This window comes from Legionella stuttgartensis (genome assembly GCF_977063405.2).
This window is the reverse complement of record NZ_CDRUHA020000056.1, coordinates 85,938-112,755: the sequence shown is the minus strand read 5'-3', so window position 1 is coordinate 112,755 and position 26,818 is coordinate 85,938. Positions and strand designations below refer to the sequence as shown.

Sequence of the window (26,818 nt, the reverse complement as noted above, 5' to 3'; positions counted from 1 at the left end):
TGGCGGAGAGAGAGGGATTCGAACCCTCGATGGGATTTCTCCCATACTCCCTTAGCAGGGGAGCGCCTTCGACCACTCGGCCATCTCTCCAATCAATGGTTGCGGAGTATATCAGGTATTTTGATGCCGTCAATATCCATTACTTATAAATTAAAACTTAATAGATACCGTAGTCTTTATAAGTCTCAGTATGGTCTATAGTTATTCAATAAGGGGTGAATTACTGTCTTATCTGGATACTACTCAATATTTCAAGAAATTAGTTTAATATTTTTTTATATAATGCTTTATAAAATTTCCAAATTTTCATGATTACTGCTACTCTTTATCATTCATAAATCAAAGCCAGTTTCAGTGAGGAGTAAGGGCGTGAATTTAGAAGATTTTGCACTCTTTGGTAACAGAACTCATTGATTTTTTGGAGTATCTTTTCTTTTATCAAAACATTATTGCAAGGCTGCGCCCCAATTTAAAAATAAGGAGGATCGATGAAGCAGAAGTCGAATTTACATGGTCGAGACGTGTATATAGTTGATGGCAGTCGAACACCATTTCTCAAGGCCAAAGGGATAGGACCTTTTACTGGATCTGATTTGGCAGTAGCTGCAGGGACGACATTATTAAATCGACAACCTTTTGCTCCAACTGAATTGGATGAAGTGATTATTGGTTGTGCTATGCCTAGTCCAGATGAAGCAAATATTGCTCGAGTGATTTCCTTGCGCTTAGGATGCGGTGATAAAGTGCCCGCGTTTACAGTAATGAGAAATTGTGCCTCTGGAATGCAAGCGCTGGATAATGCAGCAATCCAAATTGCGAGCGGGCGCAGTGACTTGGTGCTTGCGGGGGGGACCGATTCTATGAGTCATGCTCCTTTATTATTTAACCAAAAAATGGCCTCCTGGTTGGCTAGTTGGTATGGTTCTAAAAGTTTTAGTCAAAAATTAGGGTTAATTACTCAATTTAGACCTGCTTATCTTGCTCCTGTTATTGCTTTGCTACGTGGTCTTACTGATCCTATTGTTGGTATGAATATGGGGCAAACAGCGGAAAAAGTCGCTTACCGTTTTAACTTAACTCGTGAGCAAATGGATGAGTTTGCGAACCAAAGCCATTTAAAGTTGGCAAAAGCTTATAGCGAAAATAGAATGACTGAAGTATCACCGATTATTGATTATAAAGGACGTGTCTATCCACAAGATGACGGTCTACGTGCAGATTCAACAGTCGAAAAATTAGCTAAATTGAAGCCTTTTTTTGATAAAAAGTACGGTATGGTTACGGCTGGGAATAGCTCGCAAATAACGGATGGTGCGTGCTTGTTATTACTCGCTAGCGCAGATGCAGTGAAAAAATATGGTTTACAGGTAATAGGTAGAATAGTGGACTCGCAATGGTCGGCCCTGGATCCATCACAAATGGGACTAGGCCCTGTGCATGCGGTTACTCCTATTTTACAAAGACAGAAATTAAAAACTGATGATATCGATTGCTGGGAAATTAATGAAGCATTTGCTGCGCAGGTTTTGGGTTGTGTTGCTGCTTGGAATGATGAGAATTATTGCCGCACTCAATTAGGTTTGGAAAAAGCATTGGGTGGCCCTTCATTGGACAAGCTTAATCGTGATGGCGGAGCAATTGCAGCAGGACATCCTATAGGTGCAAGTGGAGCACGTATCGTATTACACGTTTTAAAATCATTGGAACAAAGAAATGAGTCGCGAGGTATGGCTTCTATCTGTATTGGTGGGGGACAGGGCGGGGCTATGTATCTTGAACGAGTGACTGAGGTGAAAGGACATGAATAATTACAAACATTGGGACTTGAAACAAGATAGCGACAATATTCTGTGGTTAGGACTGGATAGAATAGATACGTCTGTAAATAGCATTAATGAAGAAGTATTAGACGAACTCAACAGTCTTCTGCATGAAATATCACAAGATAAAAATGCTATAGGGTTAATTGTTTATTCAGCTAAAGAAAAAGGGTTCATAGCGGGTGCTGATGTGAATGCCTTTTCAAAATTTGAAACTCCAGCTCAAGCGGTAGATTTTTTACGAAAAGGACAAGCAGTGTTTGCTCGATTACAGGCGCTAACAATTCCTAGCGTGGCTATGATCGATGGTTTCTGCATGGGAGGTGGTTACGAGTTGGCTTTAGCCTGTACTTATCGTGTTGCTAGTGACGAAAAAGATACTCGTATCGGTTTGCCTGAAGTAATGTTAGGTATACATCCAGGTTGGGGAGGCTCTGTACGATTACCTCAATTGATTGGTGGTTTTAATGCTTTATCACAAATCATTTTGACTGGAAGCGCAGTGCATGCTGTAAAAGCCAAAAGCTTAGGCATGGTTGATGATGTAGTTCCCGTACGTCAGCTAAAACGAGCTGCTGTTTATTTTATAAAAAACAAGCCGCCAAAGCATAGACCTTCATTCATACAAGGATTAACAAACAGTGCATGGATGAGAAAACCTATAGCAGCTTTAATGCGTCGTAACGTTGCGAAAAGAGTACGAAAGGAACATTACCCTGCGCCTTATGCCATTATTGATTTGTGGGAAAATGAAGGGGGTATGGGCGATAGGGCTTACTTGAAGGAAATAGACTCAGTAGAACATTTAGTATCTACTGGAATTACTTCAAAAAATTTGATCCGCGCGTTTTCTTTGCGTGAGCGTTTAAAAGGTTTTGCAAAAGGTAGTGACTTTAAAGCAACTCATGTACACGTCATAGGCGCAGGGGTGATGGGCGGCGATATTGCGGCTTGGTGTGCTCTACGTGGTCTGCGAGTAACTTTGCAAGATCAATCTTATGCGCAAATTGCACCTGCAATTGGCCGTGCTCATACTTTGTATAAGAAAAAATTACGTAAGCCACGACTCATACAAGCTGCGATGGATAATTTAATTCCTGATCCTGAGGGGCATGGTATTGTTCGCGCCGATGTAATTATTGAGGCTGTTTTCGAAAATCTTGCAGTAAAGCAAGAAATTATGAAAAAAGTTGAAAAGCTTGCTAAAAAGGACGCCATCATTGCGACGAATACATCCAGTATTCCACTGGATGAAATGAGTAGTGTGATGAGTAATCCGAATCGTTTGGTTGGTATCCATTTCTTTAATCCAGTTGCTAAGATGGATTTGGTTGAAGTTGTTAGTAGTGTAAAAACCTCCAAAACGGTTGAGCTTGATTCATGTGCTTTTGTCAATCAAATTGGCAAACTGCCTTTACCTGTTAAATCCAGCCCTGGATTCTTAGTCAATCGAGTGTTAATGCCCTATCTTATGGAGTGTGTCCAATTGCTGGATGAAGGATATAGTGCTGAAACGATTGATGAAGCTGCATTATCATTTGGTATGTTTATGGGACCTGTGGAGCTTGCAGATACAGTAGGATTAGATGTTGGTCTTGCTGTTGCTGAAAATTTAACAGCTCATTTTGGTGGAACTGTTCCTCAAAAATTACGTGATATGGTTAAAGACGGTAAACTGGGTCGTAAAACAGGTCAAGGATTTTATCAGTACAAAAATGGTAAGCCGGTTAAAAAACAACCCAGTACACCAATTAACCCTCATATTGCCGATCGGTTAATTTTGAGAATGGTAAATGAGTCGGCTGCCTGTTTGCGCGAGGGAGTTGTTGCGGATGCTGATTTGCTTGATGCAGGAATGATTTTTGCTACAGGCTTTGCCCCATTCCGTGGTGGCCCAATGAACTATGCAAAAGATTTTGGAACAAATAATCTGGAAAATTTGTTTAAGACCCTAGAATCCAAGTATGGTGAGCGATTTAAGGTAGATGAAAGTTTGTAATTTTGATTCTACGAGACATTTACGACAACGTCATCCTGAGAAGTTTACTATGAAGGATCTCCTGATTTTATACCCATCTTATGGAGAGCCTTCACTGCACTCGGGATGACGAATCCTCAAAACTAGGTTAGGATATCAGTACCAGATCGCATTTATGGTTAATTCATTACAAATGATCTTATTCAACCAAAGATTATTTTTTTTGATGTTTCAATTTTTTTGCGCATTTATATCTCATGCGACCACTTTGGTTTTACCAACAACAGGTAATGTGGTTGGTGAGATGCAATATGCTTTAGCTGAGGCAAATGAAACAATAGATGAGATAGGACGACGTTTTGATGTGGGATATGATGAGCTTGTTAGAGCAAACCCTCAAATCGATGCCAGACAATCTTTAATTGCAAATTCTCGGCTTGTTATTCCTGCACAGTATATTTTGCCTAATGTTCCTCGAAAGGGAATTGTAATCAATTTAGCGGAATATCGACTGTATTACTTTCCTGAAAATGAGAATGTGGTAATTACTTTCCCCGTTGGTATTGGCCGCAAAGGATGGAGTACTCCTTTGGGGGAAACCAAAATTGTAGCCAAAGTTGCAAATCCTAAGTGGCGACCAACAGAACGACTGCGTGACGAAGCAGAGAAAAATGGTGATTTTCTTCCTGATGAGTTTCCTTCTGGACCATATAATCCATTAGGTCAACACGCTTTGCGCTTAGGGTGGCCAACATTTCTTATACATGGTACGAATAGACTTAATGGAATTGGCTCGCGTGTCAGTGCGGGATGTCTTCGTATGTTTCCTGATGATATCGAATATTTATTTCGAATGGTTCCAATAGGAACACCAGTAAGAGTAATTAATGAGCCAGTAAAAATTGGTAAACAGGATGGCGCATGGGTGATTCAAATCCATCCTCTTTTAAGTGAACAACATGGTAAGCCCCTGCAATCAGTAGTACAAGAGCAATTAAAAGATCATAATATTTTCAATTTAAGTCGCAATAAAGTAATTCAAAATGAGCTTTATCATCCAACAGGTATCGTACGTAAAATATAAGTTATCGATATAATCTAAGTAACTTGAGTACAAACCTCTAAGATGCCTAGGTTTCTCTGTAAATGCTACAGTATTTCAAAAGATAGTAGCTTAAAAGCAGGACAATAAAGCCACCTATAATATCGATTAAATAATGCCATCCTAATAAAACACAAGATGCAATAAGAAATAGATTAATTATAAATAGTAGAAAACAAGGAATGGGCCATTCTCTAAGAAGATTCACACATAATAACGCCCAAATTGCATGAAAAGAGGGAAGTGCTATTAATCCTCCTTCATTTGTAGTGGGGTTTATATAATGATGAATTTGTCTGAACTTAAGGCCGGTGTCAATTTGCTCCGGTGAGAAAAAAGGACTATTGATTATACTCGCAGGAGCAGTAGTAGGAAAAAAATAATAAAATCCAAAGCCAATCAAGACCGTACTTAACAAATAAAAATAATACTCTCTTATTAAATGAAAGCGACAGGTGACAATGATCAGCAAAGGCAAAATACTCATTTGATAGATGAGACTATCATAAATTACACCGAGTAAATATTTAAACTGAGGATGATTGTGTGTCCAGGCTAATATCGCTTCCATATCGATATTCATATGTTCTTCGAGTGTGTTAATGAAGGGATCAATAATTGGGAAAGGGGTTAATTGTACTGCATTTGTTGCGATAGCAATAAAACACATCACGGAAAAAAAATAGATAAGCTCTCGTCCGACTTGCCGGATTTTATTGTCCTTGGGAAAACTGAGGATGAGCCCAAGATTTAGAAGAGTTAAAAAGAGCGCCAGAAATGGGATACCATCAGGAAAAAAATTATTACCAGGATATTTATAAAAAAAATGATTTATTGTAAAAACAATAGAGGATAATATCAGGACTAAACCAGATAGGATAATAAGTGAACGTGATGACACTTGTCTCATTTTAGATTAACTATTCAACTGTTTCTAAAAGTTGTTTTTGTTTAATGGCCTGAAAAATCTCTTCTCTATGCACATTAACAGATCTGGGAGCATCAACACCAAATTTTATATTTCCATGTTCTTGTGTTTTAAAAGCTAAAATTTTAATAGCAGTATCACCAATATGAATCATTAAAGGTTCTTCAAATTGAAGAGAAATTATATCCATTAAAAACCTCTGTACTTTCAAATAAGTTGATTATAAATCAATGACATTTACTTTTAATGCACGGTAACCTAATTCATAGATATTTGTCACTAAAATTCAATAGAAAATCAATAAAAAAAAATTTAATAGAGTTTTTCATTTGTCTTACACCCTAATTAAATTATTTTTAATTGATTGAGAATTGTATGATGCGACTAAAATGGTTATAATTAGCAGCTTTTTTTAAACCTTGCCTTACTGTTGTTTCGAATAACAGGAGGCTTTTATCCATAAGGAGAAATCATGAGACATTATGAAATTATGTTTCTTGTGCACCCGGATCAAAGCGAACAAGTACCAGCAATGGTAGAGCGCTATGAAGGGATCATAAGCAAGCACAATGGGGTCATCCATCGTAAAGAAGACTTGGGTCGTCGCCAGTTAGCTTATCCAATTTGTGATGTACATAAAGCGCATTACATTCTTTTAAACATTGAGTGTAGCCTTGAAGCTCTGGAAGAAATTAAAAATGCATTCAAATTTAATGATGCAATTATTAGAAACTTAATCACTCGTCAAAAACAAGCGATCACTACTGAATCTGTTTTGATGAAGAAAGAAAAAGAAACCAGATCAGCTTAAGAGGAGTTTTAATTATGTCAGCTTATTTTCGTAGAAAAAAAATGTGCCGTTTCAGCGCAGAAGGCGGCAATGAAATTGATTATAAAGACATCAATTTGTTGAAAAATTACATATCTGAAACTGGTAAAATTGTACCAAGTCGTATTACTGGTACTCAAACCCGTTTTCAAAGACAATTAGCTAGAGCAATTATGCAAGCCAGATTTCTTGGTCTGTTGCCATATTGTGATAGCCACAGATAAATAATAATGATGCGCGCAGGCAATTTTATAATAAAGCAATGTAAGTTAATGCTTGAAAGTAAACAGCAAGCAATTGTTTTTGCTGCAATTTTTTCGGTATTGCCTTTTGCATCTTGGCTTTCCGTCGCTTTAGTATGTTTAGTGACATTAAGAAAAGGTGCGCGATCTGGTTTTGATGTGTTATTGCCTGCACTTGTTATTCATTCTGTTCCATTGATGATGTTAATACCGTTGTCCGGAGCACTAATTAATACTCTTATTGCTTATCTTCCGTGTTATTTTGCAGCATTGAGCTTGCGAAACACTGAAAAATGGCAGGTGGCTGCAGGGGTATTTTTTACACTGTCATTTTTGGGTTGCTTACTCATTCAACTTTTAGCACCTGGTTTTATTGTCGAACAATTTAAGCTATTTAAAATGATTTTGACACAATACCAGGAACTAGTTGACTCCACTCTTAATGGCATAAACTCAGTAATTTTAGCGCAATTATTCTTCGGAATTCAGATATTAAGTGTGATTGTTTCTGCAACGATTTCCTTGATGTTTGCGCGAGCTATGCAAGCAAAATTATTTTTACCTGGTGGTTTCAGGAATGAGTTGATGGTATTTCGTAGTGGTAAACTTTCATTTTTAGTCTTCATGGGCGTTTCGTTGGCAACTTTTTATGAAATTCCTTTGGCTTTGAATGTGCTTCCCATTGTGCTTTGTTATTTCTTGGCTTCTGGATTTGGATTGGTTTATTTTATCTTTTCTCAAAAGAGACAAGTGAAGGTATTCATTTTATTAATGTTATTAATATTATTGAAGCCAACTTTTGTATTATGTACCTACATCATCCTTGGTTTGTTAGATAGTTTAGTTAATTTTAGATCGTATTTCCCTTCAAGGGTTGGCGAGTCAATTTAAGGGGTTATTAAGATGGAAGTTATCTTATTAGAAAAAGTGAGAAATTTAGGTAACCTGGGTGATAAAGTAAATGTAAAATCAGGTTATGGCCGTAATTTCTTAATACCACAAAATAAAGCGGTTTTTGCTACACCAAAAAATATTGAGCTATTTGAACAGCGTCGTGTTGAGCTTGAGAAAAAAGCGCAACAATCTTTGGCTGTTGCTGAGCAGCGTGCTGCTAAGTTGAATGATACTACAATCGTTATTAACGCTATGGCGAGTGACGAAGGAAAGCTATACGGTTCCGTTGGTGTTAATGAAGTTAAAGATGCTTTAGTAGAGAAAGGTATCGAAGCAGTTAAGCGTGAAATTGTAATGCCAGAGGGACCTTTGCATTCAATTGGTAATTTCGTTGTTGAAATACATGTTCACAGCGATGTTATTGCTAAATTGCACGTTGAGATTGTTCCTGCTAAGTAAGTTTCTTCTAACCTGGGTCAAACGCATTGCGTAACCCAGGTTTTCCTAAAATTATTCTTCAATCTCTTGTTTTATACTAAAAGTATTCGGTAGAGGGCAAGCAGTGCAATTATTGTATTTAAAACTGCCCAAATATAAGAGGGATATAATCCTTTATACCCACTATAGTAAGCATAAATGGCAATAAATGTACTTCCTGAAAAAAATATCCATTTATCATTGTAGGCAAACCCCATTGAAAGCAAAGCTATGCCAAAAACTCCAAGTATTAAAAATACACTATTTTCCTTGCCAAACATCAAATAAAACGTGAGAAGCTGACAGCACATTAATATAGGTAAGAAAAACTGAGTATAAGGCCCACTACCTAATAAAATTGCTGCGTGCCCAGCAATAAGTATTAATTGTAGGGCTATGAAAAAAAGCAATCTAAAATAAATGGCGGTAATAAGTAAAGCTACACCGCCAATGAAATAATAAAGTTGAGAATGAAGTTGAGGTGTAGTAGTTCCAAAAAACTTCAAAAGGCCACTTAATATAATAACTGAGCCTATGCATCCCAAAAAAATAAATATTTTTTTAGTCACGTATCACCATTTTAAGTAAATCCCTTTGGCCACTGATTCTTGAATAATTGCACCTTGGGATTTGTTAAATGAAATCCAATAATTTCCCATGTTGCTCAGAGCAAACTTAACTCTTGGGTATTGGCATACTTCTAATACATTACGACAGTCCACAAGAGTAGTAGTTTCATCAACACGTTTATAACATTTAAAATTTAAGTTTCTGACATCAGAAGCAAATGCGCCCCAGCTCATTGGATCCAATGTGGCATGTAAAGGGGGGCTCATAAATGCTTCCTCCGTATTTACACGTTCCATTTCAATTTTAGAATCAGAATGATTTTGTATTAAATAGTAAGACTGGTTTCCAGTCTCATTTAAAATCAAATAATTTTGACTATAACCGAAACCTGTAACTTCACATCCTCTTGGGAATGTACTTGGAACTTGAGCTTGTGCTGCGCTAATTAGTACAGCAGATAAAATAATCGATTTATTCATTTGGTGATACACAGACATAAATACCTCAGTAAGTAAACTTTGTGGGTTATTTTAATCATAAAAAATACAAAGTCTATCCCGAATAAAAGAATCTATTCTTTTTGTGCCGCTATTTTTGCCTTAATCATAGGATAGTAAGTTCTGTAAAAACTTAAAAATATATACATTCCAACATAAGCTAAGGAAAGTGTTAGACAAATCACGTTTGTATTAGGATAACTAATGAGCAAACAAATCGAACTAATAGCATAAGTAATAGAGCAAACATGCATCAGTATTTTTAATACTCTAGATTCTGTTAAATAGTCCAGTCTTGAAGGGTATACGTATTTTACAGGTACAAAAATAAGGATGGAAAGTATTGTCAATATAATTGCATTAGTCGTGGCAGACGTATTAAAAATGAACATGTATAAAATAGTAACATTCCAATAACAAGGAAATCCCTTAAAAAAATGATCTGGGGTTTTGGCATCAGACTGGCAAAATTGATAAGCAGAAGTAATTGATACCGCTGCGATCAGGACTACTGAATAAGTAGGCGGAAGCATACCGGGCTTAACGAGCAAGAAAAAGCAAGGAGTAATAACGTAATTTAAGTAATCAACAATATTATCAAGTAATGCACCATCAATTTTGGGTAAAATTTCCTTAATGTTGACTAAACGAGCCAGACTTCCATCAACTGCATCAATAACAACCGTAATAAGCATAAGCCATAAAGCAAAAATATATTCATGCTGGTACATCTTTACTAATGAAAAGACACCAATACAGGCTGCACTTGCAGTAAAGAGATGCACTGACCAAGCCGCTACGTACTGTAAGGGATGGAATTGCTGTTTGCTTAAGTTCATTAATTATCCTAGTGTTAATAGAAACCATTGCTTAAAAGTCGCACTTAATTATGGATTTCTGAAATATTTATTAATTGTACTAACATATTGGTTTAAACTACTGTTGCTTTTTTCTGAAAAGCTAAAAATATAAAAATAGTATCAATAATCAAAAGTAGTACGCAAGGAGAGTTGATAACTTTAATTAAATATACTTTATTCTGTATGGAGACATCATGAAAATTCAAACTGTAAATCCCGCAACAGAAGAGGTACTTCAAAGCTATGATTGCTTGAGTGAGCAGGAAGTTAATGAAAGACTTAATAAAGCGCATGAAGCATATCTGGAGTGGAAAAAAACCTCTTTTAGCAAAAGAAAAGCTTTAATGTTGCGACTTGCCCAATTGTTAAAATCAAAAACGGAAGAGTTAGCTCATTTAATGTCAGTTGAAATGGGTAAGCCGATCGCTGCTGGTATTGCTGAAATTAATAAGTGTGCCTGGTTATGTGAGCATTATGCAGAACATGCAGAAGCATATCTCGCTGAAAAAGTGGTGCAAACGGATATGAAAAAATCCAAAGTATGTCATTTACCGCTTGGGATCGTTTTCGCCATAATGCCATGGAACTTCCCATTTTGGCAGGTTTTTCGCTTTGCTGTTCCTACTCTTATGGCTGGTAATGTTGCGGTTTTGAAACATGCACCTATATCTTCTGGAACCGGTAATAAAATTGAAGAGTTATTCCTGGATGCGGGATTCCCTAAATATGTGTTCCAGCATTTAATTGTTGATAATGACGGTGCTGCTAAAATTATAGAGCATCCTTCAGTTATCGCAGTCACGCTGACTGGAAGTGGGCGTGCAGGAAGTGCAGTTGCAAGTCATGCTGGAAAATTTTTAAAGAAAGCGGTGTTAGAGCTTGGTGGAAGCGACCCTTATATTGTTCTAGAGGATGCCGATCTGGATCTGGCTGCACGTTGTATTGTTAATTCAAGACTTAATAATTCAGGTCAAGTTTGTATTGCTGCTAAGCGTATCATTGTTTTAAAATCTGTTGAAGAGGCCCTGGTCCAGAAGATAATTGAGCAAGTTTCCACCTTTAAAATGGGGGATCCACTTAATTCGGAAACCAAGCTTGGCCCATTAGCACGTTCAGACTTGCGTGAGAGCTTGCATATTCAAGTAGAAAAATCACTAAAACAAGGTGCTAAATTATTGCTAGGTGGTATAATTCCCGAAGGAAAAGGTTTTTATTATCCACCAACTTTGTTGACTCATGTGACACCTGGCATGCCAGCTTTTGATGAAGAGTTATTTGGACCTGTTATTGCTATTATTACTGTCAATAGTGAAAAAGAGGCCATTGCTTATGCCAATCAAAGTCAATATGGTTTAGGTGCCGCGGTGTTTACTCGCGATTTGGAAAGGGGGGAGCGCATAGCTACTGAGGAAATAGAAGCTGGTGCTTGTTTTGTTAATGCTTTTGTGGCTTCTGACCCCAGATTACCATTTGGTGGAATAAAAGAATCAGGTTTTGGCCGTGAGTTATCAAGGGAAGGTATATTAGAGTTTGTTAATACAAAAACCATAGCCATTAGTGATTCATAACATTAAAGTTTGCAGCCATTTACTTAAAGCGCAAATGGCTACAATATGATTTTTTGGCCACTCTCATTGAACTGGTTTATTTATTGGTTCAGTGTGAGTGGCTGGTTATTTTTATTTAAACAATAATTCTCGCTGTAGGGCTGAGGCAAAAATCGACGAGGTAAAACAACAATGTCTTATAAATTTGAAGAGGGTAAAGATGTATTAATTGAAGCCATTGTAGATAAAATTAGAAGCTCTATGGTAGGTGATCAAACTGAGTTTTGCGCCGAATTTGCCAAACAGTTGTATGGTACTGTAGCAATGGAGGACCTGAGTTCATGGAGTATTGATGATCTTTATGGCGCTGTAGTAAATTTTTGGTCTTTAATTAGTGAGCGAGCCCCTCATGAGACGAAAATTAGAATCTATAATCCTGACTATGAACGTCACGGATGGCAAACTACCCATACTGTAGTTGAGGTTATTTGTGATGATATGCCATTTTTGGTTGACTCAATCCGTTTGGTAATTCACCGAATGGGCTTGTCTTCTCATCTAACTATTCATATGGGCGGTATTCGTGTTAAAAGAGATAAAAAAAATCGTGTCTGTGAAATCTTACCTCGTACTCAAATTTTAGATGAGAAAGGTGTTATCCATGAAGCACCAATATTTCTCGAAATAGATCGACAAACTGATCCCAAGGTGCTTGAAGAGCTGCACAGGGGATGCGAGCGCGCGCTTGAAGACAACCGAGTCGTTTTTGAAGATTGGGAAAAAATGCGTGCCGAAGTTCGAGAAGCAATTTCAGAGATTGATAAAGTATCTTCTGTGCTTGATTTGGATGAGGTGGAAGAAACCAAAGCATTTTTACATTGGATAGAAGATCACCATTTTACCTTTTTAGGAATGAGAGATTACGAATTAGCAGAAAAAGGGAAAGAAACAATTTTACAAGCTGTTCCGAATACTGGATTAGGACTTTTGCGTGAAAGTGTTACTAAATCAATGACACGTAGTATTTCTGCAATGACTCCTGAAGCCCGTGAATTTACCTTATCTCCACGCATATTAGTTACTTCAAAAACAAATACATTAGCAAGTGTTCACCGTGATGCATACACTGACTATATAGGAATTAAACGGTTCAATGCCCAAGGACAAGTGATTGGGGAAAGAAGAATTATCGGGCTTTATACTTCTGCTGCTTATCATACCAACCCCAAACAAATTCCATTCTTGAGACGTAAGGTGGCGCTCATTATGGAAAATTCCAAATTAAACCCACGCAGTCACGCGGGTAAGATCTTATTGAATATTCTTGAAACATTACCACGGGATGATTTAATTCAGGGTACAGAAGAAGAGCTTCTGGAAATTGCAATGGGTATTTTTTACATGCAAGACAGAAAGCGCATTCGATTATTCGCGCGAGTTGACGTTTATCGTCGTTTTGTTTCTTGCCTAGTATATGTGCCTAAAGATAGGATTAATACCGAATTAAGAATGGCGATGAAGAAAATTCTTGATGATAGTTTTAACTCCGTTGAGACTACATATTCAACTCAATTTACCGAGTCTGTTTTAGCACGCGTGCATTTTATTATTAAAATTAATCCGAATATCCCACTTGAATATGATTTAAAAGATATTGAAAGAAAACTAATCGAAGCAGGGCGCTCTTGGACAGACGATTTACAAACTCATTTATATGAGGCATATGGAGAGGAACAAGCAAATAGTCTTTATGCACGTTATAAAAATGCATTTCCTCTTGCTTATAGTGATACGTTTCCTGCGAGAACGGCTGTCTATGATATTAAACACATTGAGCTACTCACATCTGAAAAACCCTTAGGCATCAATTTTTACAAACCATTAGATGAATCAGAAAATAGTTTTAGGTTAAAAGTATATCAGCACGATAGTACAATCCCTTTATCTGATGTTTTACCGATATTAGAAAAACTTGGTTTACGTGCAATAAGCGAACGCCCATATTCATTAAAATTTGAGGATGGCAAAGTAGCCTGGATTAATGATTTTGCCATGCAATATAATAAACCGATCGAGTTTGATCTGGATGAGATAAAGGAATTATTCCAGAATGCTTTTGCTAAAGTCTGGTTTGGTCAAGCTGATAATGATGGTTTTAATCAATTAGTTTTGGCAGCAGGTCTAAATTGGCGTGAAGTAGCAGTGTTACGTACCTATGCTAAATATTTCAAGCAAATTGGTATTACATTTAGTCAAGACTATATGGAAATGGCATTAAATAATAATGTCGCAATTGCTAAAAAGTTAGTGAAATTATTTGAAATTCGCTGTAATCCTGCTGAGGATCCAAATAGAGAAGATCGTTTTGCTGATTTGTCTATTGAAATATTAAATGATCTCGATACTGTATCGAATCTGGATGAAGATAAAATAATTAGACAGTATATTCATGCGATTAGTGCAACATTGCGTACTAATTTTTATCAATTAAATCAAGACGGACATCATAAACCTTATATTTCGCTAAAACTAAATAGTAAGATCATCCCTGGGGTACCTAAACCACATCCTATGTTTGAAATCTTTGTTTATTCTCCACGCTTTGAGGGGGTTCACTTGCGAGGTGGCAAAGTTGCTCGCGGAGGTTTACGTTGGTCTGATCGAAGAGAAGATTTCCGTACAGAAATACTTGGTTTGATGAAAGCGCAGCAAGTAAAAAATTCAGTAATTGTACCTAGTGGCGCAAAAGGCGGTTTCGTACCAAAGTTTTTACCTGTAAATGGCACTCGTGAAGAAATAATGGCTGAAGGGATAGGCTGTTATCAATTATTCATTCGTGGTCTTCTTGATATTACTGATAATTATGTTGAAGGGAAGGTAGTTAAACCGGAAAATGTCGTCTGCTTTGATGAGGATGATCCTTACCTCGTTGTAGCTGCAGATAAAGGTACTGCAACGTTCTCTGACCTTGCCAATGCCATTTCATTAGAGTATGGATTTTGGTTGGGTGATGCCTTTGCATCAGGTGGCTCAATAGGTTATGACCATAAGAAAATGGGTATTACTGCCAAAGGTGCGTGGGAATCAGTAAAACGTCATTTCTATGAATTGAATATAGATATTGAAAATAACGACTTTACAGTTGTCGGTATTGGCGATATGGCGGGAGATGTTTTTGGCAATGGTATGTTGTTGTCCAAACATATAAAGTTAGTGGGTGCCTTCAATCACATACATATTTTTGTGGATCCTGATCCTGACGCAGAAGTGAGTTTCAAAGAGCGTGAGCGTTTATTCCATTTACCTCGCTCAAATTGGACAGATTATGATAAAAAGCTTATTTCCAAAGGAGGCGGTGTATTCAATCGTAATGCCAAATCCATACCTGTTAGTAAAGAAATGCAGGCTGTTTTCGGAATTAAGCAGACTGAAATTGAACCAAATGAACTAATTAAAGCGATTTTGAAAGCCAAGGTTGATTTACTTTGGAGCGCTGGAATTGGTACTTATGTTAAGGCAAGTACTGAGTCTAACTCTAATGTTGGTGATCGAACCAATGATACGACTAGGATTAATGCCAAACAATTACGTTGTAAAGTTGTGGGTGAGGGTGGCAACTTAGGATTAACCCAATTGGCCCGTGTTGAATATTCGCTAAATGGCGGAATGGTATATACCGATTTCATTGATAATTCTGGTGGTGTCAATTGTTCTGACAAGGAAGTAAACATTAAGATTCTGCTGAACAGTATTGTTGCCGTCGGTGATTTAACTCCAAAACAACGTAATGAGTTGTTAATTGAAATGACTGATGAAGTAAGTAAATTGGTACTTCGTGACAACTTCTTGCAAACACGAGCCATTAGTTTATCTGCATCGCAACCTCTTCAGGCGTTGGATCTGCAAAGTCGTTACATCAGTGAACTAGAGCGAACCGGAAAAATCGATCGTAATCTAGAATACTTACCCGACGAAAAGATCATTATGGAACGTAAATTAATGGGCAAAGGTCTGATGCGCCCTAGTATTGCCGTATTAATGTGTTACAGCAAAACGATTCTTAAGGAACAAATTCTGGCTTCAGGTGTTCCTGAAGAAGGGTATATGACGCAATTTTTAAGTAGTTCATTTCCCAAGCCTTTGCAAGAGCGGTTTAGCAAGCAAATGCAATCTCATCCATTGAGAAGAGAGATTATAGCTACAAAGTTGAGCAATATTATTGTAAATGAAATGGGCTTTACTTACATGTATAGATTGCAAGATGAAACTGGTGCTCCTGTTTCTGCAATCGTAAGAGCTTATGTCATTACTCGCGCTGTGCTTAATCTCGAATCTGTTTGGAAGCAAATAGAGGAGTTGGGCACGCAGATCAGTGCTAAAAAGCAAATAGAAATGATGATGCTTTATGCTCGCTTGGCTCGTCGTATTACCCGTTGGTTCTTGCGTAGTCAGCGTAGATCTGTTGATATTTCTGATGTTGTGAAACTCTACGCACAAGGGGTTGTTGAATTGAAGATGTCCATACCAGCAATCTTAAGTGAAGATCGACGAGTAAAATTCGATGAGGATTATCAATCGCTTATTGATGAAGGTATTCCACCAGCTCTAGCACATGATTTGACTGTTGCTCGTGGTTTATTTGCTGCAACAGATATTATAGATATCGCTGATAAAAGAGATATGAAGGTAGCTCAGGTTGCTGAAATCTATTTAGGAGTCGGTGAGTTCTTGGATCTTGCTTGGATAAGAAAACAGATTATTATGCACCCAAGTGAGAATCATTGGGAATCCTTGTCCAGAGAAGCATTAAGAGATGATTTGGATTGGCAACAACGTCAACTCACTGCTGGATTGATTAACTATGATGGTGGGAACCCGGATTTGCAGGCTCGTCTTGCTTCATGGGGAGAGTCGCATCGTGCATTGATTCAACGTTGGCGCTTTATTTTAGCCGATCTGAAAGCAAGCTCAGTTCTAAACTATACGATGTTCTTTGTTGCAATTAGAGAGTTACTCGATCTTACTCAAACTACTTTGCAATCCTACGAATTAATTGAGCAAGAGGCATAATATTAGTTAATGTCTGGGGGATGGCGGAAGTCAGAACCCAGCGGGCTGTATCGGTCTATCTAAGTTTTTTGTAATATTGAAGTGGAACACCCCAACTCCAGTGCAACAAGAGAGCTCCCTTGTTGCGCTCGAGATTACAAAGCCTAAACACTCAGGCTACATTAATGGATTGGATAATTCTATTGAGGCCTCTGCCAACTCTATAGGTTGATCATGTCCATCAAGAAATACAGTTTGTCCGGTTCCTTTCAATATACTGACTGCAATTAAGTAATGCCCATACCCCAGAATAGAAAAGTCAACTAACTCACCCAGTTCACTTCCCCCAGGCTGCTCAAATAATTTTTGTCCAGAATAGATCTTATGCTCAGTTTTAATTTGATAAACGCTCATTTGATGTTTTAAAGTAGCTTTGTAATGCATACGCGCAATAATTTCTTGGCCTTTATAGCAACCTTTGTTGAAATTAATATATGGAGTTTTTTGTAAATCGAGCCTATGTGGTAAAAACAAACCGCGAGATTCGGGATAAATATCTATTTGTTGTTGAAATAGCCTTAAAGTATGCCAGGTTAGTGAACCAAGAAATTGTTCTTTTCTTATAAAACGTTCTTGAATCTCCTGTGTATGCTCATTTTGTACTAGAAAAATATAGAATCCATTACCTAAATGATAGAAGCAGGAGTGAGCGGTGTATGATTGTGCATAAAGTGCGTTAGGAAAAAAATCCGTATCGGGAAGGATATCTTCCTGATTTTGTAGATAAAATCCAAAAATTTTAAATTGGATGGTTGACTTAAGGCTGACACGAGATAAAAGCGCATATTTACTCAATGAATGAATTGTTGATTCTTGTAAATCTTTGGGGAGTACTAACTTAACTCCGTGCCAGTTAATAATATCCATTAAAGCGAGAATCCGTCCTTTAAGATTGCACTGGGCTCCTTGAATCATTTGTATATCAGATATGGAGCCTAAGTCGCAGGTTAATTGGCCTTGAAGAAAGTCAATGGCTTTATTTCCCTCAACATCAATAGTAGATAGATAAGATAAATCAAATAAATAATTTTTTTGAGGCAAGAGCTTTAACTCATTTTCCAACGCGTTAAAGGTAGTTAAGGCTCTGTTATTAATTAAATGGGTAAAAGTCGTGCTCATCATTCTAACCTAAATAAGACAGTTACTTTTCTATTATTGGTAACTGTTGAAGTAAAGTTTGCAGAGTTTATCGGATTAAACTCATCATAAAATGGTTTCTAAAGGGAAACTTAATGATTTCCGTTTATAAAGACAGTAGTGTATCATTTGTCCGTTATAAGATCACAAAGAGATTTACCATGTTGGATGTGAAGGAAAAAGCAAAACTTGCATGGCACTGCCGCCGAGGAATGCTGGAGTTAGACCTTATTTTACAACGATTTCTTGAGCAAAAAGTTGATCATTTATCCATACAAGAGCTCGCTGCTTTTAATTCATTATTAAGTTGTACTGATCCTGAGTTATTTGCTTGGTTAATGGGGCATGATGATCCTCAAGATAAAGAGTTAAAAGAAATTGTTACTATTATCCGAAATAACAATTGAACCCGGAAAGTCAAAGATTTATTTGCGTTTGATTTTAGTGGTTTATCTCATTACCGTTACATTAATACTTTTTTCATCCATATATCTATTGCTTAAACTGTTTTTTCTTGGCCTTATTTTCATTTTTTTGAAAATTGATAGGATAAAGCAAAGTCCGTGCTCATCAATTAGAAAAATTCAATTTATTGGTAATAAGTGGATTTTAGAAATGCGTCAAGGTAATAAGGAATCATATATCCAAGCAGTAGTCCTAATTCATAATCCTTTTTTCCAGCTTATTGAATTTGCAAATTTAAGACAAAAAAAACGAATTGTTTTATTTCTGGATCAAATTACACCTCATCAATTACGTCTATTACATCTCAAAATAAGCCAAAGTAGTATATAATTGTACATATGGTTTAAATAAAGGCCAGTCATTTAAATAATGGAATTATGAGGAAGTGATGAGTAAAGAAACTTCTTATAGTGATGAGGACTTGATTAATTTGGCGAGACAAGGGGACATGGAAGCTTATAATCTGTTGTTGTCACGGTATAACAATAAAATACAACAAATTATTCACTTACATATTCAAGATAGAGCAAATGTTAGTGATCTGGCACAAGAAGTATTAATCAAAGTTTATCGCTATTTGCATTATTTTAAAGAAAAAAGCCAGTTTTCTACGTGGCTGTATCGAATTACTCAAAATACAATTAAAAATCATTATCGAGCTGCTAATCTACGTATGGATCTGGAAGCAGAATTTGCTGATAATTATTATCCAGCGGTAGAGTTATCTCCTGAATATCTATTAATTAATATCGAGTTTGGTGAGCAATTGGAGCTGATTCTTTCCACTTTATCCGAAGAGTTACGTCTCTGCTATGGTATGTACATTCTAGATGGCCAATCTTATGAAGACATTGCAAAAAAAATGGATTGTCCAATAGGAACTGTTCGATCACGTATTTTTAGAGCACGAAAATTGATCATGGATTCAATAGGTCAATTTGTTTTATAGACATTTATTCTTTCCATAATTATGATATGAGCGCAATGTTCGACTGTTTTAGTCAGTTGTTTTCTAAATATTATAAAGAGTTAAACTCATGCCTAATTCTCTGGAAATTCGTTTAGCAAGCTGTCGAAACATACTTCTAGGACTTCATCTAGACTATCAATTTTATGGAAACAATGATTTTGAACCAAAAATTAAGCAACAATTAGATGAGGTGGATACGTACTATAAAGATTCATTTGAGAAATCAGCAGTGAGTTCTCACGCAATTATAGAAAGTTATGAGTTGTTTGTGTCATATTTGGTAAAAGTTAAAAAAGGTGAGATTTCTGCAGAACAAGCATTAGCCGGAATCCAAGAAGCCACTTTTAATAGAAAGTTAGCTATTGTCTTCTATAATATTGCCAAGGCATTGGAAATGACTTTTTGGGCGATTGCCATTCCCTTTTTTTTACTTAGTGCTGTCTCAGTCAGCGTACCTAACCCCATCTGTGGAATAAGTCTTACAATCATTTTCACTGCGCTCATGTTAAAATCAATAAATAATTTTTTTGACTGTATCAATGATTTCAAATCTTGTACGCGATTACTTGCCGAGGATGAACGCGAGCGAAGTTTGGTATCGTTTTTTAAACCGGCCATTTCCTCTTTACAGGAATCAAAAGAAGTCAGCTCGGAGGTGGTAAATTTGGATCCAATATTTAGTTAGCTTTGAGAGAAAACTAATATCATCTTTAATTGTTTTTCAGTTACTTGCATCATCTTTAATAGTCCTTTTAATTATGATATAAAACATTCCGATTATTTACTAATCAAGCCGATTTTATTTTTCTTCGTTAACTTAAGGGATGAATTATGACTGGTTCATTGGGAAAACGTTTAAATGAATATGATAAACAAATTGATGACCTCTTCAAAGGAGTGATGAATGAAGAAATTGAAAGACAATTAAAGGCAATCAAAACTTATTATCATAAATTATATCTTGACGCGATTGATGAAGCGGCTGAAAAAGAGCATATTCAAATGTATGGGATTCTTGCAGCTGGCCTTGAGGCAGTAAAAAACGGCATGCTGGATTCTGAGGCCGTCTTAAAGGAACTTGGTGAAATAACATCCCTAAGAAAATCGAACATTGTCTTAGAAAATATTCTTACTGCATTAGAATTACTATCTTGGGCTTTGCTTTCAGGTGCATTTTTTTCTTATTGTGTTCTTATGGCGCCGCCACTTGTAGCCGTTAATCCTTTTTTTGCACTAGCCGTGATATCAATTGCTTGCATGGCCGCAATCTATTCAACAGTCAACTTCTTTGATTGTATTGATGAATTTAAATCACTCACTCCGATCGAAGAGGAGTTTAAACGAGAAAAAAATTTAGTATCATTTTTTAAGTCTCTGCCAACTTCTGAGTCGCCGCAAAAAGTATTCGAACCCAATGCCCCTCAAAAAGAAGCACAACTATACCCTCAATTAAATTAACTACCTCAATTTATTAAACAAATATTTGACACAATAAACCCCGGATAAAGCCAGATGTTATCCGGGACTTGGTTATGATGTAATTTCAACATAGAACGTCGATTAAATTTTTAGATTTTTCTTGGTTTATATTCAACAAATAAGCTGCTATTCAAAAAACATATGATAAAATGCTAACATTCAATTGAACTCTTAAAAGAACTTTATGCTGGAAAGTGACCGCTTAATCAGTACTCAAAGTACTGCCTCGGAGGAGGCCATTGATCGTGCGATTAGACCCTTAAGTCTTCGTGAGTATATAGGGCAAGATGCAGTAAGTTCGCAGATGCAAATTTTTATTGATGCAGCTAAAAAGCGAAAGGATGCTTTGGATCATGTTTTAATCTTTGGACCTCCAGGCCTTGGTAAAACTACTTTAGCCAATATTATTGCCCATGAAATGGGTGTGAATTTGCGCCAAACATCGGGACCTGTGATTGAACGAGCAGGAGACATTGCAGCAATACTTACCAACCTGCAAGCAAATGATGTACTCTTCATTGATGAAATCCATAGGCTTAGTCCAGTAATAGAAGAAATACTCTATCCAGCAATGGAAGATTATAAACTGGATATTATGATTGGTGAGGGGCCCGCTGCACGCTCTATCAAATTGGAGTTACCGCCTTTTACCTTGATTGGAGCAACAACGCGAGCCGGGTTACTTACTTCCCCTCTCAGAGATCGATTTGGTATTGTACAGCGTTTAGAATATTATTCTGTTGACTCATTAACCCAAATTGTTGCTCGGTCAGCGCAATTACTTAATGTAAAAACCAAACCCGAAGGAGCAAGAGAAATTGCATTACGCGCAAGAGGCACACCACGCATTGCAAATCGATTGCTACGACGTGTTAGAGATTATGCAGAAGTTAAAGGTGGCGGTATTATTACCGTTGATATTGCGCAAAAAGCTCTAGAAATGTTGGAAGTAGACAAACATGGTTTTGATCTCATGGATAGGAAATTACTGTTAGCAGTGATTGAACAATTTAATGGAGGTCCTGTAGGGGTGGATAGTATAGCGGCTGCAATTGGTGAGGAAAAAGGCACAATTGAAGATGTTTTGGAGCCATTTTTAATACAACAAGGATTCCTTATGCGCACTCCAAGAGGTAGAATAGCCACACCAAGAGCATATCAGCATTTTGGTTTAAATGCAGTGGAACAGGATTGATCAATGGATGCTACAACCGTGTATCAGCATTCCTTTCGTGTTTACGCTGAAGACGTAGACTACATGGGAATTGTTTATCATGCGAACTATCTTCGTTATTTTGAGCGGGCTCGTACAGAAATGTTAAGACAGAATAATCTGGTCCTCTCTGATTTAATGAAAGAAGATACTCTTTTTGCCATATATGATGCACATGTTCGTTATAAAGCACCAGCTCGATTAGATGATTTGCTAACAGTAAAAACACAAGTTCAGCAATTAGGAGCTTGTAGTTTTTTATTTGATCAGAGCATGCAAAATCAGCAAGGCAAAATAGTTTGTGAAGCTAAAATTCAAGTTGTTTGTGTGGATAGCAATTTAAAACCAAAGCGATTTCCACATTGAGTAATGAGTTGTTATCGTTATCGGGGTATAGATAAAACTATAATTCGATGATGATTTATAAAATAAGATCTTGGTACTGGAGATAATATAAATGGGTAATCAAGCAAATGTATTAATGTACTTTATGCAAGCAGGTCTAGTTGTTAAATCAGTCATGATGTTACTCGCTGCTGCTTCCATTACTTCATGGACATTAATATTTCAACGCGCCTGGTTTTTTAATCGTAAAAAACAGCTCACAGATTCCTTTAATCAAAGATTTTGGGACAGCGGTGATTTAAGCAGACTTTATGCCGATATTGATAGTAATTCAGAAGAGCGGGATGGTATGGCTGCTATTTTTCATGCCGGCTTTAAAGAATTTGTACGTTCTAGAAAACTGGGCAACGTAATTATTGAACCCATCCAACGGGTGATGCAAATTACCCATGCCAAAGAAGCTGAAAAGCTGGAAAAACATTTGCCTTTTTTTGCTTCCGTGGGATCTATTGCCCCTTATGTAGGATTATTTGGTACTGTTTGGGGTATAATGACCTCCTTCCAGGCATTAGGTCATGCTCAACAGGCAACTATTGCTATGGTTGCTCCTGGTATTTCTGAAGCGTTAGTAGCCACCGCTTTAGGTTTATTTACAGCAATACCGGCAGTTATTGCATATAACCGATATACAACGCGCGCTAATGATTTATTAAATCGATTTGACTTATTTCAGGAAGAATTAATATCGCTTATAGAACAACAAAACAGTGATACTGTAAGAGGGTAGAATTTGAAATGATCAGAGCAAAAACCAAGCGCGAGCGCCCCATATCAGAAATTAATGTCGTACCCTATATCGATGTGATGTTGGTTTTACTTGTTATTTTTATGATCACAGCACCAATGCTGAGTCAGGGAGTAACTGTAGATTTACCTAAAGCGGCAAGCCAGACGCTGTCACCTACAGATAGAGAGCCTATTATTGTTTCAGTAAATCAACAAGGTACATATTTTCTTAACATCAGCACTACCCCCGCTGAGCCTATAGAGTCTCAAGCTTTAGTTGTTCGTGTTGCTGCAGAGTTAGAATTAGCAAATCAATCAGGTCAAAAGCTGAACGTTTTAGTTAAGGGAGACCAGGGCGTTGCGTATGGTAAGGTTGTTCAGGCAATGGCTTTACTCAAGCAAGCAGGGGCAGAACAGGTAGGATTGTTGACTGATTCAGAGCAAGAAAAATCAGAGGGGCAAGCATGATAAGTCCAAGTTATCGTAAACCTTTTTTTGCCGCAATTGGTTTACATCTCTTTTTAGTGGTAATGCTTTTGACCGATAGCTCAAGCCAACGACCTGTTTTAACGGCGGAAACGAAAAATACGCCTGGAGTAGAGCAGCCAATTGCTGTAACTCCACAAAAGGAAATAGTAAAGGCGGTGAGTGTCGATAACAAACAAGTTATGGAAACGGTCAATCGCTTGAAACAAGAGCGTGAGCAACAAAAAAAGGCTGAAGTTAATCGACAGAATGAACTCAAGCGACAGGCTGAAGCGGCAAAGCAACAAAGAATAAAAGAGCAGCAACAGCTAGCTCGACTTAAAGAAGAAGCTAATAAAATAGCAATTGCACGTAAAAAACAAGCAGAGGAAGATAAAAAGCGTTTGAAGAAACTTGAAGAGCAAAAGGCATTGGAAGCAAAGCATATTGAAGATTTAAAAAAACAAAAAGAAGAGTTGGTAAAACAACAGAAATTGGAAGCTAAAAAGCTTGCTGAGTTGAATAAGAAAAAGATAGCAGAGAAGGAGCAAGCTGATAAATTAAAAGAGGAACAAGCCCGAAAGGAAAAGGCTGATCTTGCAAAAGCAGAAATGGAAAGAAAAAAACAAGCTGAGGCCGCAGCTGCAGCGAAACAAGCACAAGCAGCAGAAAATGCTGAGAGACAGGCACGTATAGCTGGTGAAGTTGACAAATATAAAGCACTCATTGTTAATGCTATAGGTAGAAATTGGATATTACCTGAAAATGTTGACAGTAGTTTATCAAGCCAATTCAGAATACGCCTTGCTCCCGATGGAATGGTGTTGGAAGTTACTTTAACCCGCAGTAGCGGTGATCCATTGCTTGATCGTTCAGCACAAACAGCTATTTATAAGGCATCACCACTACCTGTGCCCGCAGATCAAGAAACATTTAGTTTGTTTCGTGATATAAGTTTAACCGTTCGACCAGAACAAGTGAGGGGGTAAAACTCGTGATTAACCGGATTATTACACTATTCTTAGTACTTTTTACGCAGCAAGTTTTTGCTCTTGATTTAGAATTAACCCAAGGGATTAACTCTGCTTTACCAATAGCAATCAATTCTTTCGGCTCAAATAGTACATCTCAAGAAATCGGACAAATTATTGAAAACGATTTAAATTTATCAGGTCAGTTTCGAATTGTTTCAGGTCCCCAAGGTGCGAATGCGCAATCATCAGTAAGCACGTTAAAACAACTTGGTGCGGACAGTGTTGTAACTGGACGTGTTAACCAAGTAGGAAGTCATTATGAGGTGAGTTTTACTTTAACTGATGCTGTAGCTAATGGGGCAACTTTATTAACAAAAACATATCAGATTAACGCAAATCAAATTAGGCCTTTAGCACATCACATTAGCGATGAAGTATATCAAAAGTTAACGGGAGAAAAAGGCATATTTTCTACCCGTATCGCTTATATTTCGGTTCAAAGAACTACCAGCAGCACTCGTTATTCACTCGAAGTTGCTGATGCGGATGGACATAATCCACAAAGCTTATTGATTTCATCCGAACCTATTATGTCACCAGCATGGGCTCCTGATGGTAAAAATATTTCTTATGTTTCTTTCGAGAAAAAAAGAGCTCAAATATTTACTGTTTCAGTTGAGACAGGCCAAAGACGCTTGATCACGAGCTTCCCAGGAATTAACGGCGCACCTGCTTGGTCTCCCGATGGCAGGGAATTGGCTGTAGTATTATCTAAAAGTGGGACACCAAAAGTGTACAGTATAGACATCAACACCGGTAACATGAAGCAATTAACCTTTGGTGATGCCATTGATACTGAACCACGTTATGCCCCAGATGGAAAAAGTCTATTATTTACCTCAGGTAGAGGAGGCTCGCCACAAATATATCGTTTATCTTTAGCTAATGGCCAAGTAAGTCGAATAACGTTTGAGGGTAACTATAACGCGCGTGCCTCTTATACACCTGATATGAAAAATATCATTATGTTGCACCGTGACGATAAGCAATTTAACATAGGAATGCAAAGTGCAAGTGGTGGGCCTATTGCTAGCCTTACATTCTCTGGCCGTGATGAATCTCCATCTATTGCCCCCAATGGTCGTTTAATTCTGTATGCGACCCATAATCAAGATAAAGGTGTATTGGGTATCGTTTCTCTGGACGGTAGAATAAGAATGAGACTTCCCGCACGAGAAGGAGATGTACAAGAGCCGGCGTGGTCTCCCTATTTGAGTTAATTATGACACGAATTATTTATGTACTTGTTTTGTGTTTAGGGGTTATAAATAGCTATGCTTGGAACGCGGCAGGCCACAAGGTCGTGGCACAGATTGCCTATGATAATTTATCACCAAAAGCAAGAGACATGTGCTATAAATACCTTCGTTCGCGCACGCATAACACACCTAACTCAAGTTTTGTTAGTGCTTCGACTTGGATGGATGACATAAGGTGGCGAGGAGTATATTGGTATGATGTAATGCATTATATCGATATCCCTTTTTCCAGCGACGGGACTCGCTTGCCTCCCATTGAAAGTACTAATGCAATCAAAACAATTAAACAAGCCTCGGCTGTTCTTAGCTCTAAAAAAACGAATCCATCAGACAAAAAACTTGCATTACGTATGCTAATTCATATCGCTGGTGATATTCATCAACCCTTACATGCCGTAACACAAGTCAGCGCACAACATCCTATGGGTGACTTAGGTGGTAATTTATTCTTATTGGGGAAAAATCCAGTAGGAAGTAATTTACATCAATACTGGGATAATGGCGCTGGTTTTTTTCTGGGCCAATATGATGAGGCACGAATTAAAAGTACCGCGCAGCAATTGGAACAAAAACTACCTTGTTCTACGATCATTGATGCCCAAATAAGACCTGCTAAATGGGCAAAAATGTCTCATAAGCTGGCTTTAAGAAATGCTTATCAAATAAATTCTAATGAAATACCTAGTGATAAATATCAAGAAAATGCTCAACTATTAGCGCAAAAACAGGTTACTTATGCAGGATGCAGGCTAGCGGCATTGCTTAATAAGATCGCTCAAACATAATTTTTTAATAAAGCTCAAATCATGCCC

General features: G+C 37.4%; 27 protein-coding genes and 1 tRNA gene. 21 read left to right on the top strand and 7 right to left on the bottom strand.

Annotated features, from left to right (window positions below):
* Window positions 1-90 (bottom strand) — tRNA-Ser (locus ACWTEW_RS14830).
* Window positions 91-488: 398 nt separating this feature from the next.
* On the opposite strand from ACWTEW_RS14830, the gene ACWTEW_RS14825 reads away from it, so the two are divergent.
* From ACWTEW_RS14825 to ACWTEW_RS14815, 3 genes are all read left to right on the top strand, one after another.
* Window positions 489-1,808, top strand: a complete 1,320-nt coding sequence (locus ACWTEW_RS14825) for an acetyl-CoA C-acetyltransferase (RefSeq protein ID WP_454782427.1) — start codon at window positions 489-491, stop codon at window positions 1,806-1,808.
* A complete protein-coding gene (locus ACWTEW_RS14820; RefSeq protein ID WP_454782426.1) occupies window positions 1,801-3,819 on the top strand; it encodes a 3-hydroxyacyl-CoA dehydrogenase NAD-binding domain-containing protein in 2,019 nt (672 codons plus the stop codon). Before ACWTEW_RS14825 ends, ACWTEW_RS14820 begins: the two co-directional genes overlap by 8 nt.
* A gap of 205 nt (window positions 3,820-4,024) precedes the next feature.
* A complete protein-coding gene (locus ACWTEW_RS14815) occupies window positions 4,025-4,882 on the top strand; it encodes a L,D-transpeptidase family protein (RefSeq protein ID WP_454782425.1) in 858 nt (285 codons plus the stop codon).
* A 46-nt stretch (window positions 4,883-4,928) separates the two neighbouring features.
* Here the strand turns inward: ACWTEW_RS14815 and ACWTEW_RS14810 are convergent, their stop codons facing one another.
* On the bottom strand, window positions 4,929-5,810 hold the full coding sequence (locus tag ACWTEW_RS14810) for a phosphatase PAP2 family protein (RefSeq protein ID WP_454782424.1): 882 nt from the start codon (window positions 5,808-5,810) through the stop codon (window positions 4,929-4,931).
* A 10-nt stretch (window positions 5,811-5,820) separates the two neighbouring features.
* Complete coding sequence (locus ACWTEW_RS14805; protein ID WP_454782423.1) at window positions 5,821-6,018, bottom strand: carbon storage regulator; 198 nt, start codon at window positions 6,016-6,018, stop codon at window positions 5,821-5,823.
* Window positions 6,019-6,300: 282 nt separating this feature from the next.
* Between ACWTEW_RS14805 and rpsF the strand changes: the two genes are divergently transcribed.
* The 4 genes from rpsF to rplI are packed head-to-tail and all read left to right on the top strand — an operon-like array spanning window position 6,301 to window position 8,252.
* Window positions 6,301-6,639 (top strand): 30S ribosomal protein S6, encoded by a 339-nt coding sequence (gene rpsF, locus ACWTEW_RS14800; RefSeq protein ID WP_454782422.1) that lies wholly within the window; start codon window positions 6,301-6,303, stop codon window positions 6,637-6,639.
* Window positions 6,640-6,653: 14 nt separating this feature from the next.
* On the top strand, window positions 6,654-6,881 hold the full coding sequence (gene rpsR, locus ACWTEW_RS14795) for a 30S ribosomal protein S18 (protein ID WP_058469456.1): 228 nt from the start codon (window positions 6,654-6,656) through the stop codon (window positions 6,879-6,881).
* A gap of 6 nt (window positions 6,882-6,887) precedes the next feature.
* Window positions 6,888-7,790: a hypothetical protein gene (locus ACWTEW_RS14790; RefSeq protein WP_454782421.1), complete on the top strand. Its 903-nt coding sequence runs from the start codon at window positions 6,888-6,890 to the stop codon at window positions 7,788-7,790.
* A gap of 12 nt (window positions 7,791-7,802) precedes the next feature.
* Window positions 7,803-8,252, top strand: a complete 450-nt coding sequence (gene rplI / locus ACWTEW_RS14785) for a 50S ribosomal protein L9 (RefSeq protein WP_454782420.1) — start codon at window positions 7,803-7,805, stop codon at window positions 8,250-8,252.
* Window positions 8,253-8,323: 71 nt separating this feature from the next.
* On the opposite strand, the gene ACWTEW_RS14780 is transcribed toward rplI, so the two are convergent.
* From ACWTEW_RS14780 to pcsA, 3 genes are all read right to left on the bottom strand, one after another.
* Complete coding sequence (locus ACWTEW_RS14780) at window positions 8,324-8,839, bottom strand: hypothetical protein (protein ID WP_454782419.1); 516 nt, start codon at window positions 8,837-8,839, stop codon at window positions 8,324-8,326.
* Between the two features lie 3 nt (window positions 8,840-8,842).
* The gene (locus tag ACWTEW_RS14775; RefSeq protein WP_454782418.1) at window positions 8,843-9,337 is read right to left on the bottom strand and encodes an enhanced entry protein EnhB; all 495 of its coding nucleotides are present in this window, start codon (window positions 9,335-9,337) and stop codon (window positions 8,843-8,845) included.
* A 74-nt stretch (window positions 9,338-9,411) separates the two neighbouring features.
* Window positions 9,412-10,176 (bottom strand): phosphatidylcholine synthase, encoded by a 765-nt coding sequence (gene pcsA, locus ACWTEW_RS14770; protein WP_454782417.1) that lies wholly within the window; start codon window positions 10,174-10,176, stop codon window positions 9,412-9,414.
* Window positions 10,177-10,391: 215 nt separating this feature from the next.
* Here pcsA and ACWTEW_RS14765 point away from each other — a divergent pair, with 215 nt between their 5' ends.
* Window positions 10,392-11,765 carry an NAD-dependent succinate-semialdehyde dehydrogenase gene (locus tag ACWTEW_RS14765; protein WP_454782416.1) on the top strand — a complete coding sequence of 458 codons (1,374 nt, stop codon included), beginning with the start codon at window positions 10,392-10,394 and terminating at the stop codon, window positions 11,763-11,765.
* 171 nt (window positions 11,766-11,936) lie between these two features.
* On the top strand, window positions 11,937-16,814 hold the full coding sequence (locus ACWTEW_RS14760; RefSeq protein ID WP_454782415.1) for an NAD-glutamate dehydrogenase: 4,878 nt from the start codon (window positions 11,937-11,939) through the stop codon (window positions 16,812-16,814).
* 156 nt (window positions 16,815-16,970) lie between these two features.
* Here the strand turns inward: ACWTEW_RS14760 and ygfZ are convergent, their stop codons facing one another.
* The gene (ygfZ, locus tag ACWTEW_RS14755) at window positions 16,971-17,972 is read right to left on the bottom strand and encodes a CAF17-like 4Fe-4S cluster assembly/insertion protein YgfZ (RefSeq protein WP_454782585.1); all 1,002 of its coding nucleotides are present in this window, start codon (window positions 17,970-17,972) and stop codon (window positions 16,971-16,973) included.
* Between the two features lie 179 nt (window positions 17,973-18,151).
* Here ygfZ and ACWTEW_RS14750 point away from each other — a divergent pair, with 179 nt between their 5' ends.
* From ACWTEW_RS14750 to ACWTEW_RS14695, 12 genes are all read left to right on the top strand, one after another.
* On the top strand, window positions 18,152-18,397 hold the full coding sequence (locus ACWTEW_RS14750) for an FAD assembly factor SdhE (protein WP_454782414.1): 246 nt from the start codon (window positions 18,152-18,154) through the stop codon (window positions 18,395-18,397).
* A 208-nt stretch (window positions 18,398-18,605) separates the two neighbouring features.
* Window positions 18,606-18,785: a hypothetical protein gene (locus ACWTEW_RS14745; protein ID WP_454782413.1), complete on the top strand. Its 180-nt coding sequence runs from the start codon at window positions 18,606-18,608 to the stop codon at window positions 18,783-18,785.
* A gap of 58 nt (window positions 18,786-18,843) precedes the next feature.
* Window positions 18,844-19,404 (top strand): sigma-70 family RNA polymerase sigma factor, encoded by a 561-nt coding sequence (locus ACWTEW_RS14740; RefSeq protein ID WP_454782412.1) that lies wholly within the window; start codon window positions 18,844-18,846, stop codon window positions 19,402-19,404.
* 88 nt (window positions 19,405-19,492) lie between these two features.
* Complete coding sequence (locus ACWTEW_RS14735; protein WP_454782411.1) at window positions 19,493-20,110, top strand: DUF5638 domain-containing protein; 618 nt, start codon at window positions 19,493-19,495, stop codon at window positions 20,108-20,110.
* A 146-nt stretch (window positions 20,111-20,256) separates the two neighbouring features.
* Window positions 20,257-20,883 carry a DUF5638 domain-containing protein gene (locus tag ACWTEW_RS14730; protein WP_454782410.1) on the top strand — a complete coding sequence of 209 codons (627 nt, stop codon included), beginning with the start codon at window positions 20,257-20,259 and terminating at the stop codon, window positions 20,881-20,883.
* Window positions 20,884-21,088: 205 nt separating this feature from the next.
* Window positions 21,089-22,099, top strand: a complete 1,011-nt coding sequence (gene ruvB / locus ACWTEW_RS14725; protein ID WP_454782409.1) for a Holliday junction branch migration DNA helicase RuvB — start codon at window positions 21,089-21,091, stop codon at window positions 22,097-22,099.
* A gap of 3 nt (window positions 22,100-22,102) precedes the next feature.
* Window positions 22,103-22,483 carry a YbgC/FadM family acyl-CoA thioesterase gene (locus ACWTEW_RS14720; protein WP_454782408.1) on the top strand — a complete coding sequence of 127 codons (381 nt, stop codon included), beginning with the start codon at window positions 22,103-22,105 and terminating at the stop codon, window positions 22,481-22,483.
* 91 nt (window positions 22,484-22,574) lie between these two features.
* Window positions 22,575-23,249 (top strand): protein TolQ, encoded by a 675-nt coding sequence (gene tolQ / locus ACWTEW_RS14715; protein WP_454782407.1) that lies wholly within the window; start codon window positions 22,575-22,577, stop codon window positions 23,247-23,249.
* Between the two features lie 8 nt (window positions 23,250-23,257).
* Window positions 23,258-23,716 carry a protein TolR gene (gene tolR, locus ACWTEW_RS14710; protein ID WP_454782406.1) on the top strand — a complete coding sequence of 153 codons (459 nt, stop codon included), beginning with the start codon at window positions 23,258-23,260 and terminating at the stop codon, window positions 23,714-23,716.
* Window positions 23,713-24,702, top strand: coding sequence for a cell envelope integrity protein TolA (gene tolA, locus ACWTEW_RS14705; RefSeq protein WP_454782405.1), 990 nt, complete (start codon window positions 23,713-23,715; stop codon window positions 24,700-24,702). The genes tolR and tolA overlap by 4 nt, the downstream gene beginning before the upstream one ends.
* A 5-nt stretch (window positions 24,703-24,707) precedes the next feature.
* Window positions 24,708-25,967: a Tol-Pal system beta propeller repeat protein TolB gene (gene tolB, locus ACWTEW_RS14700; protein ID WP_454782404.1), complete on the top strand. Its 1,260-nt coding sequence runs from the start codon at window positions 24,708-24,710 to the stop codon at window positions 25,965-25,967.
* A 2-nt stretch (window positions 25,968-25,969) separates the two neighbouring features.
* The gene (locus ACWTEW_RS14695) at window positions 25,970-26,791 is read left to right on the top strand and encodes a S1/P1 nuclease (RefSeq protein ID WP_454782403.1); all 822 of its coding nucleotides are present in this window, start codon (window positions 25,970-25,972) and stop codon (window positions 26,789-26,791) included.
* Window positions 26,792-26,818 lie beyond the last annotated feature (27 nt).

Bases quoted from the DNA above. Each gene is read 5' to 3' on its own strand.
- rplI (WP_454782420.1), top strand. From the start codon at position 7,803: ATGGAAGTTATCTTATTAGAAAAAGTGAGAAATTTAGGTAACCTGGGT.
- ACWTEW_RS14760 (WP_454782415.1), top strand. From the start codon at position 11,937: ATGTCTTATAAATTTGAAGAGGGTAAAGATGTATTAATTGAAGCCATT.
- ACWTEW_RS14825 (WP_454782427.1), top strand. From the start codon at position 489: ATGAAGCAGAAGTCGAATTTACATGGTCGAGACGTGTATATAGTTGAT.
- ACWTEW_RS14720 (WP_454782408.1), top strand. From the start codon at position 22,103: ATGGATGCTACAACCGTGTATCAGCATTCCTTTCGTGTTTACGCTGAA.
- tolQ (WP_454782407.1), top strand. From the start codon at position 22,575: ATGGGTAATCAAGCAAATGTATTAATGTACTTTATGCAAGCAGGTCTA.
- ACWTEW_RS14820 (WP_454782426.1), top strand. From the start codon at position 1,801: ATGAATAATTACAAACATTGGGACTTGAAACAAGATAGCGACAATATT.
- ruvB (WP_454782409.1), top strand. From the start codon at position 21,089: ATGCTGGAAAGTGACCGCTTAATCAGTACTCAAAGTACTGCCTCGGAG.
- tolA (WP_454782405.1), top strand. From the start codon at position 23,713: ATGATAAGTCCAAGTTATCGTAAACCTTTTTTTGCCGCAATTGGTTTA.
- ACWTEW_RS14790 (WP_454782421.1), top strand. From the start codon at position 6,888: ATGATGCGCGCAGGCAATTTTATAATAAAGCAATGTAAGTTAATGCTT.
- ACWTEW_RS14730 (WP_454782410.1), top strand. From the start codon at position 20,257: ATGACTGGTTCATTGGGAAAACGTTTAAATGAATATGATAAACAAATT.
- ACWTEW_RS14740 (WP_454782412.1), top strand. From the start codon at position 18,844: ATGAGTAAAGAAACTTCTTATAGTGATGAGGACTTGATTAATTTGGCG.
- rpsF (WP_454782422.1), top strand. From the start codon at position 6,301: ATGAGACATTATGAAATTATGTTTCTTGTGCACCCGGATCAAAGCGAA.
- ygfZ (WP_454782585.1), bottom strand. From the start codon at position 17,972: ATGAGCACGACTTTTACCCATTTAATTAATAACAGAGCCTTAACTACC.
- tolR (WP_454782406.1), top strand. From the start codon at position 23,258: ATGATCAGAGCAAAAACCAAGCGCGAGCGCCCCATATCAGAAATTAAT.
- ACWTEW_RS14735 (WP_454782411.1), top strand. From the start codon at position 19,493: ATGCCTAATTCTCTGGAAATTCGTTTAGCAAGCTGTCGAAACATACTT.
- ACWTEW_RS14810 (WP_454782424.1), bottom strand. From the start codon at position 5,810: ATGAGACAAGTGTCATCACGTTCACTTATTATCCTATCTGGTTTAGTC.
- rpsR (WP_058469456.1), top strand. From the start codon at position 6,654: ATGTCAGCTTATTTTCGTAGAAAAAAAATGTGCCGTTTCAGCGCAGAA.
- ACWTEW_RS14695 (WP_454782403.1), top strand. From the start codon at position 25,970: ATGACACGAATTATTTATGTACTTGTTTTGTGTTTAGGGGTTATAAAT.
- ACWTEW_RS14745 (WP_454782413.1), top strand. From the start codon at position 18,606: ATGCGTCAAGGTAATAAGGAATCATATATCCAAGCAGTAGTCCTAATT.
- ACWTEW_RS14815 (WP_454782425.1), top strand. From the start codon at position 4,025: ATGTTTCAATTTTTTTGCGCATTTATATCTCATGCGACCACTTTGGTT.
- pcsA (WP_454782417.1), bottom strand. From the start codon at position 10,176: ATGAACTTAAGCAAACAGCAATTCCATCCCTTACAGTACGTAGCGGCT.
- ACWTEW_RS14805 (WP_454782423.1), bottom strand. From the start codon at position 6,018: ATGGATATAATTTCTCTTCAATTTGAAGAACCTTTAATGATTCATATT.
- ACWTEW_RS14750 (WP_454782414.1), top strand. From the start codon at position 18,152: ATGTTGGATGTGAAGGAAAAAGCAAAACTTGCATGGCACTGCCGCCGA.
- ACWTEW_RS14775 (WP_454782418.1), bottom strand. From the start codon at position 9,337: ATGTCTGTGTATCACCAAATGAATAAATCGATTATTTTATCTGCTGTA.
- ACWTEW_RS14765 (WP_454782416.1), top strand. From the start codon at position 10,392: ATGAAAATTCAAACTGTAAATCCCGCAACAGAAGAGGTACTTCAAAGC.